This is a genomic window from Novosphingobium sp. B1 (assembly GCF_900176395.1).
Taxonomy (GTDB): domain Bacteria; phylum Pseudomonadota; class Alphaproteobacteria; order Sphingomonadales; family Sphingomonadaceae; genus Novosphingobium.
Genome location: NZ_FWXL01000003.1, coordinates 121,604 through 135,599 on the forward strand (window position 1 = coordinate 121,604; position 13,996 = coordinate 135,599).

Genomic DNA, 13,996 nt, shown 5'->3' on the forward strand with positions numbered 1-13,996 from the left:
GCGGACACCCCATGGTGCCGCGTCGCCGGTCGAGGCGGGGACCGCGCTCACTTGCCGAGGATTTCCTTTTCCTTGGCCACGGCTGCTTCGTCGGCCTGCTTGATGATGTCGTCCGTCAGCTTCTGCAGGTCGGTCTCGGCGCGCTTGCGCTCGTCTTCCGAGATTTCCTTCTTGTTTTCATCGGCCTTGAGCGCATCCATGCCATCGCGCCGCACGTTGCGGATCGCGATGCGCGCATTCTCCGCGTACTTGCTGGCAAGCTTGGCGAGCTCCTTGCGGCGCTCCTCGGTCAGGTCGGGGATCGGCAGGCGCAGCGTCTGGCCATCACTGATCGGGTTGAGGCCGAGCCCTGCCGAACGGATCGCCTTTTCGACCGGCGTCACGTTCGACTTGTCCCACACCTGCACTGAAAGCATGCGCGGCTCGGGCGCCGAGACGCTCGCGACCTGCGAAAGCGGCATGTGGCTTCCATAGACTTCGACGGTGATCGGATCAAGCAGCGCAGTGTTCGCGCGGCCAGTGCGCAGGCCGGAAAGATCGCCCTTCAGCGATTCCACCGCGCCCTTCATCCGGCGCTCGAGATCGGCCTTGTCATACTTTGCCATGTCAGGCGTCCTTCTTCACAATGGTCTGCGTCCCCTCGCCCGACAGAACCTTGGCAAGGTTGCCCTGTTCGCGGATCGAGAAGACGACGATCGGAATGTTGTTGTCACGGCAGAGCGCTACCGCGCTTGCATCCATGACCTTGAGATTGTCTGCCAGAACCGTGTCGTAATCCACGGTTTCATAACGCTTTGCGGCAGAATCCTTCTTCGGATCGGCATCATAGACGCCATCCACGCTCGTGCCCTTCAGCAATGCGTCACAGCGCATTTCGGCAGCACGCAGGGCCGCGCCGGAGTCGGTCGTGAAGTAAGGTGCGCCCACGCCGGCGGCAAAGATCACGATGCGGTCCTTCTCGAGGTGCCGCTCCGCACGGCGACGGATGACCGGCTCGCAGACCTGGTCCATCTGCACCGCAGATTGCACCCGCGTCGGCACGCCCAGCTGCTCGAGCGCGTTCTGCATCGCCAGCGCGTTCATCACCGTGGCGAGCATGCCCATGTAGTCGGCCTGCGCCCGGTCCATGCCCTTGGCCGCGCCGGCCATGCCACGGAAGATGTTGCCCCCGCCGATCACCAGGCAGATCTGCAAACCGCTATCGCGCGCGTCCTTCACCTCCTGGGCGAGCCGCGCGACATAGTCGGTATCGATCCCGAACTGCTGCTCTCCCATCAGCACTTCGCCCGAAAGCTTCAGGAGGATGCGCTTGTAGGAAGGAACGCTCATGAGATCGATGCACTCGTAACCAAAGGGAAGTCGCCGCCCTTATAACCCTGTGAAGGGACCTGCCAAGGGCGCAGGCATAACAATCCCCGCACAGACGGGCCAGAGAACCGGCCCGTCCATGCGGGGATCATGTAGCGCAAGAGCTTACTTGATGCCGGCAGCAGCAGCCACTTCGGCAGCGAAGTCGGTCTCTTCCTTCTCGATGCCTTCGCCGAGCTGGAAGCGGACGTAGTCCTTCAGCACGATCTTGGTGCCGGCCTCCTTGCCAGCGGCATCGACGACCTGCTGGATGGTCGACTTGTTGTCCATCACGAAGATCTGCGAAAGCAGCGCGTTTTCCTTGGCATACTTGGCGACGGCACCGTCGACCATCTTGGCCTGGACTTCGGCAGGCTTGCCGCTTTCGGCGGCTTTTTCGGCCGCGATCTTGCGCTCGCGGGCGATCAGTTCAGCGTCGAGGTCTTCCGAGGTCAACGCCTGCGGGAAGGCAGCGGCGATGTGCATCGCGATCTGCTTGCCGAGTGCTTCGAGCTTGTCAGCCGCAGCTTCGGATTCAAGCGCGACGAGCACGCCGATCTTGCCGAGGTTGGTGGCCGCAGCGTTGTGCATGTAGGGCACGACGACGCCATTTGCGACTTCAACATGCTTGATGCGACGCAGCTGTTGGTTTTCACCAATCGTGGCGACGTTGTTGGTCAGCTTGTCGGCGACCGAACCGCCGTCCGGATAGGCGGCAGCCTTGAGCGTCTCGACGTCCGAAGCGCCGGTGTTGAGCGCAACTTCGGTCGCCTTGCGAACGAAGTCCTGGAACTGGTCGTTCTTGGCAACGAAGTCGGTTTCCGAGTTCACTTCGACGGCAACGCCCTTGGTGCCGGAAACGGCCACGCCGACGAGGCCTTCAGCCGCGGTACGGCTCGACTTCTTGGCGGCGGCAGCAAGGCCCTTGGCGCGCAGCGCGTCGACAGCGGCTTCGAAGTCGCCACCGGCTTCGTCGAGAGCCTTCTTGCAGTCCATCATGCCGGCGCCAGTGCGCTCGCGCAGGTTCTTCACGTCAGCGGCGGTATAAGCCATTGCGTTGATCCTTTATCTTGAAAACGTAAGGAAGGCCGCAGCACTGCCGCGGCCCGTAATTTGCATCCGGGTCAGTCCGGTGACGGCCCGCACCTTGCAGCGGGGCCGTCACGCGAAAATCCGGATCAGGCTTCGGCCGTAGCTTCTTCAGCCAGCGGCTCGGCCATGGCGCCAAGGTCGGCGCCCGACGCGATAGCAGCATCACGGCCGCCCTTGGTGGCAGCAGCGGCAACGGCTTCGCAGTACAGGCGGATGGCGCGGCTTGCGTCGTCGTTTGCCGGAACCGGGAAGGCGATGCCGTCGGGCGAGACGTTCGAGTCGAGGATGGCGACGACCGGGATACCAAGGACGTTGGCTTCCTTGATCGCCAGCTCTTCCTTGTTGGCGTCGATCACGAACATGACGTCCGGAATGCCGCCCATGTCGCGGATGCCGCCCAGCGACAGCTCGAGCTTGTCACGCTCGCGGGTCAGCTGAAGGACTTCCTTCTTGGTCAGACCGGCGGTGTCGCCCGCCAGCTGCTCTTCGAGCGCCTTGAAGCGCTTGATCGAACCCGAGATGGTCTTCCAGTTGGTGAGCATGCCGCCCAGCCAGCGGTGGTTGACGTAGTGCTGACCGGCAGCACGGGCAGCCTGCGCGATCGGCTCCTGAGCCTGGCGCTTGGTGCCGACGAACAGGACCTTGCCGCCTGCCTGCACGGTTGCCGAGATGAACTCGAGCGCGCGGGCGAACAGCGGAACGGTCTGCGACAGGTCGAGAATGTGGATGCCGTTGCGGGCGCCGAAGATGTACGGCTTCATCCGCGGATTCCAGCGGTGGGTCTGGTGGCCGAAGTGGGCTCCGGCTTCGATAAGCTGATGCATCGAGACGACTGGTGCCGCCATGGGTATTTCCTTTCCGGTTGTGCCTCCGGGACGCTGGAACCGCTGCGGAGCTCCCGCTGGCGGCACCGGTGAAAGTGCATCCCGTGTGGATTGTCCGCTCCAACGACAGGCGAAATGCCGGTCGAATCCTCGCGAACGCGCCGCCCCTTAAAGCATCGGGGTGAGAAAATCCAGCATACATTTTTGTGGCCAGCACTTGAAGCGAAACGCCGGAGATTGATCCACGTTAGACCAACAGCGCACGAGAAATTGCTGCTTCAGATCAACAATTTGGCGGCAAAGCACGCCGATCCCGCACCCGTCTTGGCAAAACTGCTTGACCAAATGGAACAAAACAAGAACATTAGCTCCATATCCGAATCAGTCATCGGACAGTCAGGAACGATACTGCAATCCACAAGTTATCCACAGGCAAGATCCTAACGCTTCGTTAACTGGCGGATTTGGCAGAAGGCAAGGAAACATCCAATGCTCGCTCTCGTTTGCACCATCGTCTTTGCGGCAACAGCAGCTTTCGCTGTGATTGCGATCATGTTGACGATGCAGGGGCGAAAAAGCCAGATTTCCGCACTTATCTCGGAATATCGCTCGCTCGAGCGCGATCGCGAGTTTCTTGCGCGCATCACCACGCATGAGGCGGAAGTTCACCGCTCGTTTGCGGCTCCGGCACTGCGCCGGAATGCTCGTCGCGTTATGAAGTCGGCGGAAGCGGCGCGGCGCGAGCGTGCGCTGCGCGTTGCCGCCTGACCTTGGCATAACGGAAAACGCCTAGCGGTATAAGCGCCATATAGACGATGCATATGCCCGAGAGCGTCAGCCAGGGCTCCGTCAAAAGCGCCACTGTTACCAGCCCCATAAGGGCAATCAGTTCAAGGCGGACACTGCGCCTCGGACGCAGTGACGTCCAGCTGAGCGTCGCGATGTTCGAAATCATCAGCAACGCGACCAGCACCAGCCAGGGTCCCACAAGCACCGGTTCCCTGAAAACCGGGTTGTCCGTCGCAATCCACAGGTAGAGCGGGAGGAAGGCCAACCCTGCTCCGACCGGTGCAGGCACGCCGGTCAGGAAGCCTGCAGACTTGTGCGGCTGATCCTCGACGTCGATACGGGCATTGAACCGGGCAAGTCGGAGCGCGCAGGCGATCGCCACTGCCAGCGCCGCAAACCACCCCACGCGGGGCGCTTCCTGCAATGACCACAGGAACAGGATCAGCGCTGGCGCCACGCCAAACGAAACATTGTCGGCGAGACTGTCGAGTTCGGCGCCAAAGCGCGACTGTGCCTTCAGCAGCCGCGCAATCCGTCCGTCGATGCCATCGAGAAGTCCGGCTATGATCACGGCCGCGACCGCCTTGCGCCAGTCTTCGGCCACCTGCAGCGGGTCAGTGCCCGATGCCGCAGTCACGGCAAATCTGATCCCTGTAAGCCCGGAACATAGTGCTGCGGTCGTGATCGCATTGGGAGTCATCGCCCGCAATGTCAGTCCGCCGGGCAGGCGCCCTCTGCGCCGTGCGACGCGGTCGGCTTCGTTCACTGTCCGATCCCTTCGATCATGGGAGCCATGCCAATTTCGGCCAACACCGTTTCGCCTGCAACCATTGTCTGCCCGATGATCACGCGCGGTTCGGTACCTGCTGGCAGATAGACATCCACCCTGCTGCCGAAACGAATGAGCCCGATCCGCTGCCCGCCTGCCACGATGTCGCCGCCTTTCACGAAGGGCACTATGCGGCGTGCAACGAGTCCTGCAATCTGCGTGAAGCCCACTTGCAGCCCGTCGCTGCGCTCCACGAGGAAGTGCTGACGCTCATTCTCCTCGCTCGCTTTGTCGAGATCGGCGTTGATGAAGCGACCAGGGATATAGACCACGCGACGGATCGTGCCGCCGATCGGCGACCGGTTGATGTGCGCGTCGAACACCGACATGAAAATCGATACCCGCGTGACCGGGTCGGGAGACATGCCACGTACGCCGCTGCCGTCGTCTGCGCAAAGCTCGCGCGGTGGGGCGACCTTCTGAATCAGCGTCACGATCCCGTCAGCCGGGGAAACGATCACGCGCTCGTCGCGCGGCGTGACACGCACAGGATCGCGGAAGAACGCGACAACCCCGAGTGTAAGAAACGCCAGCGGCCAGGCAATTGTCTCCCAGGCCATGACGGCAGCGCCAACACTCAGCACACCGGTTATCAGCGCGAACTTGCGGCCTTCGGGATGAACGGATGGCCAGGACCATCCGGCGGAACCGCGGCCACGATTATCGAGAATTTCTCCGGACATCATGCCCATCTAGGCGTTGGCAGCCGCAGGGACAAGCAAAGTTGCCGCAGCTTATCCCGCTTTGACCCGGGCCGGCGGCATGACGTGCCTCAGGAACGCCAGCACCGCAGCGTTGAACAGGTCGTTGCGATCACCGGCCACCATGTGCCCGGCATCTCCGATATCCGCTATTTCCAGGCGATTGATCCGGCGTGCGAGATCGGCGACGCCTTCATCCGTGACAATATCCGACTTCATCCCGCGCACGAGCAATGTTGGCACTGTTTCCGTCCACGCCGCCCCGTCCAGCATGCGAGCGATATCGCCGTGGTCTCGCCCGCCACTCAGGAAGCGCGGGTCCCAATGCCAGCGGAAGCGACCATCCGCCCCCTCTCGCAGGTTCTTGCGCAGACCGTCAAGCCGCTCGGGCCGGGGCCGGTCGGGATAGTAGGCCGCAATCGCATCGGCGACTTCTCCAAGAGTGGCGAAGCCATCCGGGCTGGCAGTCATGAAGCTGATGATGCGCTCCACCCCCTCCGGGGCAAGTTGCGCCACGACGTCGACCAGCACGATCGCGTCGGGCACCGTACCAGCGCAAGCGGCCGCCATGGCCGAGAGGCCGCCCAGCGAGGCGCCAACGTAAGCAACCGGCCCTCGGGCATGCTCCGCGACGCACGACAGGTCTGCAGCCCGCCGCGCCAGCGAATAGTTGCCATCAGGCTCCCAGTCGCTTTCGCCATGACCCAGCAGGTCATAATTGATGACGTGATAACCAGCCTCGGACAATTCATGCCCCGCACGATCCCAGCTGTGCCTGGTCTGCCCTCCGCCATGGCCAAGGATTACCGAAGGCGCGCCAGGCTCGCCCAATTCGTCAGCAACGACGTGCAGACCACCTGCTACGGGAATGCGGAGCGTTCTCATGCTCGCAGCCTTGCCCAAGACAGGGCAGTGGGCAACCCGATTTTAATTGCCCGATTAGGGCTGGCACTTCGCTTCGGGGAAGAAGCAGCGGTGGTGGACAGGGCTAGATTCGAACTAGCGTACGCTTGCGCGGGCAGATTTACAGTCTGCTGCCTTTAACCACTCGGCCACCTGTCCACACCAGTGCTGCCGGTGCCGGTTCTTCCCGAAGAAAGAGCCGATTTTTGATGGCCTCCGAAGAGACCGTCCGGCCGAGAGGCGGCCCCTTTGGCGAAGGGAGACTTGCCTGTCAATGGGCAGGCTGGCATGCGCGGCACGAATTTTTCAACAAGCTTGCAGAAAAGGTCTCCCCATGCCCCGCAATGACGATCAACCGAAGGGCCGTGCGCTGCGTGGCCGCGCCGGCCGCAACAAGGGCGGCCGTGGCTCGGGCCGGGGCAGCGCGGGCGCAATCCGCCTGTGGGGGCGCCACGCCATCGAGGCTGCGCTGACCAATCCCAACCGCGATGCAAAAAAGCTCTGGGGCACGCGTGAAGCCATTCAAGCCATGCTCGACGATCACGATGCAGAACTGCCTGCATCGCTGCCGGTTGAGTACGCACAGGCTGCAGACCTTGCCCGGCTCGTCGCCAAGGACGCTCCCCATCAGGGCCTCGTGCTCGATTGCGCCCCGCTCGATGAGGTCGCACTCGACGATATTCTCGACGAATCGGAAGGCCGCACCATTGTCGTGCTCGATTCGGTCACTGATCCGCACAATGTGGGCGCGATTCTGCGATCGTGCGCCGCCTTCGATGTCGCCGCGCTCGTCACGCAGGATCGGCACGCGCCGCCCGAATCGGGCACGCTTGCCAAGTCGGCGTCGGGCGCACTCGAGATCGTGCCATGGGTCCGCGTGGTGAACCTGTCGCGTGCTCTCGAGCGCATGAGCGAGGAAGGCTACTGGCGCATCGGCCTCGATGGCGATGGCAAGGCAGTGTTTCCCTCAGCCCTGCCCAAGGGGCCGGTAGTGATCGTGCTTGGCGCCGAAGGTGAAGGCCTGCGCCACAATGTCGCGCAGCACTGCGATGCAATTGCGCGCCTGCCGATTGCTTCGGCGATCGAAAGCCTTAACGTATCGAACGCCGCGGCCATAGCGCTCTACGCGGTCGCCACGCGCGAGGGATAACCGGTTCAGGAGGGGCAGATGCGGCGTACTTGGACTTTGGCGGCAATAACGGCTGCCACCCTGCTCCTTGCTGGCTGTTTGCTCCTCCCCGGCCGTTTCGCCTCGGCCATCGACTTGCGCAAGGACGGCGCTTTCAGCTTCAGCTACAAGGGCGAGATCCACGTGCTCGCCCTGTCGAAGCTTGCCGAGGAAGAGCGCAACCGCAAGGCCGAGACCGCGGTTTTCGAACCAACGACCTGCTACGACGAAGATACCGGCGACGAACGCCCCTGCACGGCTGACGAACTAGCCAAGCAGAAGCAGAGCTGGGAAGAAGACGTCGCCGCCAGCAAGGCTGCGGCAGCGGAAAAGAAGAAGTCCGACGATCAGATGGCCAAGGCCATGCTCGGTGGCATCGATCCGTCAGATCCGCGCGCCGCCAAGGAGTTTGCCGACCGTCTGCGCCGCCAGAAGGGCTGGAAGTCGGTCATCGACAAGGGCGATGGCAAGTTCGAGGTGGAGTATGCGATCAGCGGCAAGCTGACCCACGATTTCAGCTTTCCCACGGTCGAGAAGCTGCCGATGGTCATGCCTTTCGTCACCCTGATCCCCCGCTCCGACGGCAGCGTGCGGATAGATGCACCGGCCTTTGCCGCAGGCGCGGGCAACTCGCCCATGATGGGCATGGCGGCCCTGGCAGCCGATGAGAACGGCGACAAGGCAGGCAGCGACGGCGCGCCAGTGCTCGATGGCGTGTTGACGCTGACCACGGATGGCGAAATTCTCGCCAACAACACCGATGAAGGCCCTGCCGCATCTGCCGCAGGCAAGATCCTTACCTGGACGGTCAATGCGCGCACCAAGGACGCGCCCACCGCCCTCATCCGCATCAACCCATAGAAAAGCCGCGCCGGTCACTGGGACCGGCGCGGCTTCGAACTCGGGCTGCCGTAGGCTATCTAGCCTTGGGCAATCAGCCGGCGATCAGTTGACCGCATCCTTCAGGCCCTTGCCGGCCTTGAACTTGGGCTGTGCCGATGCCTTGATCGACATCGGTTCGCCAGTGCGCGGGTTGCGGCCCGTGGAGGCCTTGCGCTTGGCTACGGAGAAAGTGCCGAAGCCGACCAGGCGCACTTCGTCGCCCTTTGCCAGCGCACCGGAGATCGATTCGAAAACGGCTTCCACAGCCTTGGTCGCATCGCCCTTCGACAGGCCGCTGACATCGGCGACAGCGCCGATCAGATCGTTCTTGTTCATTTGCGGAACCCCCTAAGTCTTTGTCTTGGGTTTGATTTAATTGAGTCGCCTTTCGGGTGGCCGAAACAGAAACCAGAAACATTCGACTGTCAAAGGTTTAAGCGGTGGATTGAACGCAAAAGCACGGGTTTGTAGCAGAGACCGTGTCCGAAACGACGCAAGGGGCAGCGCGTCTGGCGCCACCCCTTGCTCAAATCGGCCAAGACAGGCTCAGTGGGCGGTCTGCGAGGTCCCCTGTGGCGATCCCGGCGTTGCCGGCTGCGAGGCCAGATCGTCAGCCTCGGTCCACTCGATCGCTTCGGGCACGGTTGCCAGCGCGCGTGCCAGCACCTCGTCAACATGGGCGACCGGTACGATCTCCAGCCCTTCCTTGATGTTGGCCGGAATCTCGGCAAGATCCTTGCGGTTCTCCTCCGGGATCAGCACCGTCTTTATGCCACCGCGCAAGGCTGCCAGAAGCTTCTCCTTCAGCCCGCCGATTGCCAGCACGCGGCCACGCAAGGTTACCTCGCCGGTCATCGCCACGTCCGAGCGTACCGGAATGCCGGTCAACGTCGAAACCATGGCCGTGACCATGCCGATGCCCGCGCTCGGTCCGTCCTTGGGCACAGCGCCTTCGGGCAAGTGGATGTGCAGGTCCTTGCGGTTGAAGATCGATGGCCGGATGCCGTAGCTCGGCCCGCGCGCCTTGACGAAGCTGAACGCCATCTGGACGCTCTCGCTCATGACTTCACCAAGCTTGCCGGTGGTCTTGACAGCACCCTTGCCCGGCACCGTCACACTCTCGATCGTCAGCAGTTCGCCGCCCACCTCGGTCCAGGCAAGGCCCGTCACCGCGCCGACCTGGTTCTCCTCGTCGGACACGCCATGGCGGAACTTGCGCACCCCAGCAAAGTCCGAAAGATTTTCCGGCGTGATCGTGACCGACTTGGTCTTGCCTTCAAGGATCTGACGCAGCGACTTGCGCGCCAGCCGCGCCACTTCGCGCTCCAGCGTGCGCACGCCGGCTTCGCGAGTGTAATAGCGGATAAGGTCGCGCAGGGCCTCGGTCTCGAGCGTGAATTCGCCCTTCTTCAGGCCGTGCGCTTCCACCTGCTTTCGCACCAGATGGCGCTCGGCGATCTCGACCTTCTCGTCCTCGGTGTAACCCTCGAGACGAATGATCTCCATGCGGTCAAGCAGGGGCTGCGGCAGGTTCAGGCTGTTCGCCGTGCAGACGAACATCACGTCCGAAAGGTCGAAGTCCAGTTCCAGATAGTGATCCTGGAACTTGGCGTTCTGTTCGGGATCGAGAACTTCCAGCAGTGCCGACGCCGGATCTCCGCGGAAATCCTGACCCAGCTTGTCGATCTCGTCGAGCAGGAACAGCGGGTTGGCCGTCCCGGCCTTCTTGAGGTTGGTCACGATCTTGCCCGGCAGCGAGCCGATGTAGGTGCGGCGATGGCCGCGAATCTCGGCTTCGTCGCGCACGCCGCCCAGCGACTGGCGCACGAACTGGCGGCCGGTCGCCTTGGCAATCGACTTGCCAAGCGACGTCTTGCCCACGCCCGGAGGTCCGACGAGGCACAGGATCGGCCCCTTCAGCTTGTTGGTGCGCGCTTGCACCGCAAGGTATTCGACAATCCGGTCCTTGACCTTGTCCAGCGCGTAGTGATCGGCATCGAGGATCGCCTGCGCCGAAGGAATGTCCTTCTTCAGCTTGCTGCGCTTGCCCCAGGGCAGGCCCAGCAGCACATCGAGGTAATTGCGGATAACCGTTGCCTCGGCGCTCATCGGCTGCATGGTCTTGAGCTTCTTCAGCTCGGCCGTCGCCTTTGCACGCGCTTCCTTCGAAAGCTTGAGCTTGTCGATCTTCTCCTGAAGCTCGGCAATCTCGTTGGCTTCCTCGCCATCGCCACCGCCCAACTCCGACTGGATCGCCTTGAGCTGCTCGTTCAGGTAGTATTCGCGCTGCGTCTTTTCCATCTGGCGCTTCACGCGGCCACGGATCTTGCGCTCGACCTGCAGCACGCCAAGCTCGCCTTCCATGAAGGAGAGGACCATTTCCAGCCGCTTCAGCGGATCGGATTCGGACAGCACGGCCTGCTTGTCGGCCACCTTGGCCGCAAGGTTCGCCGCCACCGAATCTGCAAGCTTGCCCGCTTCCTCGATGTCACCAAGTTGCCCGCCGGCATCCTGCGGCAGCTTCTTGGAAAGCTTCGCGTATTCGGCAAACTGATCGACGACGGAGCGCATCATGGCCGAAATCTCGGTGCTTTCGGCCTCGATCGCCTCAACCGGATCGACTTGCGCCACCAGCATCGCGCCATGCGACGTGGTCTCTTCGCGCAAGTCCTGCAGGGTGGCTCGATCGCGACCCTCGACAAGCACACGCACCGTGCCATCGGGCAGCTTGAGCAACTGCAGTACGCTGGCAATCACGCCGGTATCGTAAAGATCGTCGCGATCAGGATCGTCACATCCGGGATCGAGCTGGGCAAGCAGGAAGATATCCTTGTCGCCAGCCATCGCCGCCTCGAGTGCCGCCACGGATTTCTCGCGCCCGACGAACAGGGGCACGACCATGCCGGGGAACACGACGATGTCGCGAAGGGGAAGCAGGGGATAGAGATTCATGGGCACTTCGTTTCCGTCCTGCCGGGCACGCCGCCCGGCGCTTTCCCGGGATATGGGGTTCCCCTGCCCTTGTCGCAATGGTCGGGATGCGATCGGCTGTGGAACAACGCATCATCTGAAGCCCGGAGCGGCGCAATAAGCGTAAACGCAATGTTAGGTATAAGCCCGCATTGGTCTACCCGGCCGAAAAGGATTCACCGACCATATGCTGCGTACAAGGACGACGTTGGTGGTAGGCGCGGGCGCAAGCGCCGAACTGCAATTTCCGTCCAATGCCGAACTGCTTGCCCGCATCATCCAGGGCTTCGACTTCAAGCGTGCCGGGTCCGAAAGCTCGACCCGTGACGGCCAGTTGCTGCTGCGAAATGTCTACAAGCTGGCCGAACGCCTGAACAAGCCGGTCGAGGAAGTGGCCGCCGCCACCGAACGCCTGCGCAATGCCTGCCGGCTCGGCCGCTCCATCGATACCGTCCTTGAACAGTACGATCACGATCCCCTGGTGCTCGCCTGCGGCAAGCTCGCGATTGCCTATTTCATCGGACAGGCCGAATCCCGTTCCAGTCTCAAGGACGCACCGCGCGTCGAAGGCGAATTGCCGTTGCAGGGGAAAGTTGCCGAATACTGGATCTACCAGCTCGGCCAGCTCATCACCTCCGGCGTGCCCCGCAGCCGTATCGGCAATGCGCTGGAGCAGATCACCATCATCAACTTCAACTACGACCGCTCGGTCTAGCATTTCCTGCCCTTCGCGCTGGTCATGGCCTATGGCATCGATCTCAAGGAAGCTCAGCGCGTCATCGCAGAGAAGCTTGATGTGATACACCCCCACGGGACGATCGACCGACTGCCTTGGCAGCGTGGTGATGCTCCGCAAGCGGATTGGGGCGTGGAGCAGCCATGGAACATCCATGCGATCGCCACGAACCTCAAATCCCTGGCCGAGCGCCGTACCGACCGCAATGCCTTGCGCGATGTGCGTGTCGCCGTGGCCAATGCCAAGCGGCTTGTCTTCCTGGGCTTCGGCTTTCAGCCGCAGAACGTCGATCTGCTATTCGAAAACACGCTGTCGCATAATCCCGAGGTGCTGATCTCGACATACGGCATGAGCCAAGGCAACGCGGCAACCGTCGCGCATATGATGAAACGCCTCGCCGGCCTCGAAAGTGCTGACCTGCTGATGCTCTCGCCCGGCAAGGCCTGGGAAATCCTGCGCGACTACTCTCTTCTGCTTGAAAGCTGATCTGGCGCCAACCCGGAAGCGATTTGCGCCGCAAGCCTCATGGCAGCGGCTGCACCACCGGTTCGGATACGAATACTGGCGCAGGAGGAGCGACCGGAGTAGCCGGAGCAGTGGCCGCTTCTGCCGGAAGTGCTGGGGGCGCTGTCGGGGTAAGCTTCGGGAGCGTGACCGAACCTTCCTTCTGGAAGTCCGCCTTGCCCTTCAGCGCATCGATCTCGGCCTGCCGCGACTTCAGGTACAATTCGCGATAGCTGGCGTAAGGGTTGGTTTCCTCGCGGATCCGCTTGAACAGCTCATCGTTGGCAGCGCGCTCGTCAAGCGAACGGATGACGAAGCTGCCATAGACATAGCCGGGGTTGCGCAACGGCCCGCCGACTGCAAACGGCAGCAGGAAGCGGTCGAGCGTCAGCCCCACGACATCGCGCAGCGTGGTCGGACCGACCAGCGGCAGGAACAGGTAAGGCCCTGTTCCGATGCCGTAATAACCCATCGTATACGCAAAGCCGTTGCGCCGGTACGGCAGGTTGAACGGCTTGCTCCGCGCAACGTCAATCAAGCCGCCAACGCCCACTGTGGAATTGATCGCAAAGCGGCCGACCGTTTCAGCGGCCTTGCCCGGCTTCAGCTGCAGCAGAAAATTGAGCGCGACGATCGGCTCGGTCAGGTTGCGGAGGAAGTTGCGCAAGCCCATCCGGATCGGCCGCGGCACGCCCTTCTCATAGACTTGCGCCACTGGCGCGATGACGGCGTCATCCACTGCCTGTACCGCGTCATAGCTTGCCTGGTTGATCGCCTGAACCGGGTCCTGCTTCGATGAACGCTCGCCCGAAACCACGATTGCCGGCTGCTCCTGCTCGATCTGGTCAAGCGAAGGTGGCGGCGACTCGGGTGCCGTTCCGAAAGTAGGCTGCGGCAGCACGACCGGCGTTGCAGGTGTCTCGGCAGGCGGCATATCCTGGGGCGCACCCTGACCGGCGCCTGCAGCGATGCTTCCGTTTGCCCCAGCCTGCTCGACATTGGCCTGCTCGGCCGTGGTTTGCCCGGCAGCGGCCTGCTCGTACGGGGCATCGCCCAAAGGCTCTGCCACGGCAGCTCCCGGCACGGCAAGGAGGGCGGCGCTGGCAAGCAAGGTTACGCTCAAAAGGAATTTCCTGTCAGGTACACTGGCCCATCAGGCCAAAGTTGCGTCCGGATCGCCCGAAGTTGCACTCGGACCGCAATGCCCCCCAACTCGCGCGATCGCAACCCGTTCCCCTCACGGCAGCGACA

15 protein-coding genes and 1 tRNA gene are annotated in these 13,996 nt (G+C 62.6%); 5 read left to right on the forward strand and 11 right to left on the reverse strand.

Annotation, left to right across the window (positions count from 1 at the left end; genetic code table 11):
- Positions 1-47 precede the first annotated feature (47 nt).
- The 4 genes from frr to rpsB form a co-directional block, all read right to left on the reverse strand.
- Positions 48-605: a ribosome recycling factor gene (gene frr, locus B9A23_RS06395; RefSeq protein ID WP_084278046.1), complete on the reverse strand. Its 558-nt coding sequence runs from the start codon at positions 603-605 to the stop codon at positions 48-50.
- 1 nt (position 606) lies between these two features.
- Positions 607-1,329, reverse strand: coding sequence for a UMP kinase (pyrH, locus tag B9A23_RS06400; RefSeq protein ID WP_084278047.1), 723 nt, complete (start codon positions 1,327-1,329; stop codon positions 607-609).
- A gap of 144 nt (positions 1,330-1,473) precedes the next feature.
- Positions 1,474-2,400: a translation elongation factor Ts gene (tsf, locus tag B9A23_RS06405; RefSeq protein ID WP_084278048.1), complete on the reverse strand. Its 927-nt coding sequence runs from the start codon at positions 2,398-2,400 to the stop codon at positions 1,474-1,476.
- Between the two features lie 125 nt (positions 2,401-2,525).
- Positions 2,526-3,284, reverse strand: a complete 759-nt coding sequence (gene rpsB, locus B9A23_RS06410) for a 30S ribosomal protein S2 (RefSeq protein WP_084278049.1) — start codon at positions 3,282-3,284, stop codon at positions 2,526-2,528.
- 468 nt (positions 3,285-3,752) lie between these two features.
- On the opposite strand from rpsB, the gene B9A23_RS06415 reads away from it, so the two are divergent.
- Complete coding sequence (locus B9A23_RS06415) at positions 3,753-4,031, forward strand: hypothetical protein (protein WP_084278050.1); 279 nt, start codon at positions 3,753-3,755, stop codon at positions 4,029-4,031.
- On the opposite strand, the gene B9A23_RS06420 is transcribed toward B9A23_RS06415, so the two are convergent.
- The 4 genes from B9A23_RS06420 to B9A23_RS06435 form a co-directional block, all read right to left on the reverse strand.
- Positions 3,976-4,818: a CDP-alcohol phosphatidyltransferase family protein gene (locus tag B9A23_RS06420; protein WP_254895026.1), complete on the reverse strand. Its 843-nt coding sequence runs from the start codon at positions 4,816-4,818 to the stop codon at positions 3,976-3,978. The two genes, B9A23_RS06415 and B9A23_RS06420, sit on opposite strands and share 56 nt — an antisense overlap.
- A complete protein-coding gene (locus B9A23_RS06425; protein ID WP_084278322.1) occupies positions 4,815-5,564 on the reverse strand; it encodes a phosphatidylserine decarboxylase in 750 nt (249 codons plus the stop codon). Before B9A23_RS06425 ends, B9A23_RS06420 begins: the two co-directional genes overlap by 4 nt.
- 51 nt (positions 5,565-5,615) lie before the next feature.
- Positions 5,616-6,467, reverse strand: a complete 852-nt coding sequence (locus B9A23_RS06430) for an alpha/beta fold hydrolase (protein WP_084278051.1) — start codon at positions 6,465-6,467, stop codon at positions 5,616-5,618.
- Positions 6,468-6,558: 91 nt separating this feature from the next.
- Positions 6,559-6,644: transfer RNA gene (locus B9A23_RS06435), tRNA-Tyr, on the reverse strand.
- A 175-nt stretch (positions 6,645-6,819) separates the two neighbouring features.
- Here B9A23_RS06435 and rlmB point away from each other — a divergent pair.
- On the forward strand, positions 6,820-7,635 hold the full coding sequence (gene rlmB, locus B9A23_RS06440; RefSeq protein ID WP_084278052.1) for a 23S rRNA (guanosine(2251)-2'-O)-methyltransferase RlmB: 816 nt from the start codon (positions 6,820-6,822) through the stop codon (positions 7,633-7,635).
- A gap of 18 nt (positions 7,636-7,653) precedes the next feature.
- On the forward strand, positions 7,654-8,514 hold the full coding sequence (locus B9A23_RS06445; protein ID WP_084278053.1) for a hypothetical protein: 861 nt from the start codon (positions 7,654-7,656) through the stop codon (positions 8,512-8,514).
- Positions 8,515-8,598: 84 nt separating this feature from the next.
- Here B9A23_RS06445 and B9A23_RS06450 read toward each other — a convergent pair whose 3' ends face one another.
- The gene (locus B9A23_RS06450; protein WP_039337436.1) at positions 8,599-8,871 is read right to left on the reverse strand and encodes an HU family DNA-binding protein; all 273 of its coding nucleotides are present in this window, start codon (positions 8,869-8,871) and stop codon (positions 8,599-8,601) included.
- 210 nt (positions 8,872-9,081) lie between these two features.
- A complete protein-coding gene (gene lon, locus B9A23_RS06455; protein ID WP_084278054.1) occupies positions 9,082-11,487 on the reverse strand; it encodes an endopeptidase La in 2,406 nt (801 codons plus the stop codon).
- Positions 11,488-11,692: 205 nt separating this feature from the next.
- Between lon and B9A23_RS06460 the strand changes: the two genes are divergently transcribed.
- Together B9A23_RS06460 and B9A23_RS06465 are read left to right on the forward strand one after the other, a co-directional pair.
- Positions 11,693-12,220, forward strand: coding sequence for a hypothetical protein (locus B9A23_RS06460; RefSeq protein WP_084278055.1), 528 nt, complete (start codon positions 11,693-11,695; stop codon positions 12,218-12,220).
- A gap of 24 nt (positions 12,221-12,244) precedes the next feature.
- On the forward strand, positions 12,245-12,727 hold the full coding sequence (locus B9A23_RS06465) for a hypothetical protein (RefSeq protein ID WP_084278056.1): 483 nt from the start codon (positions 12,245-12,247) through the stop codon (positions 12,725-12,727).
- Between the two features lie 37 nt (positions 12,728-12,764).
- Here the strand turns inward: B9A23_RS06465 and B9A23_RS06470 are convergent, their stop codons facing one another.
- Positions 12,765-13,868: an MlaA family lipoprotein gene (locus B9A23_RS06470; RefSeq protein ID WP_254895027.1), complete on the reverse strand. Its 1,104-nt coding sequence runs from the start codon at positions 13,866-13,868 to the stop codon at positions 12,765-12,767.
- Positions 13,869-13,996: the final 128 nt, after the last annotated feature.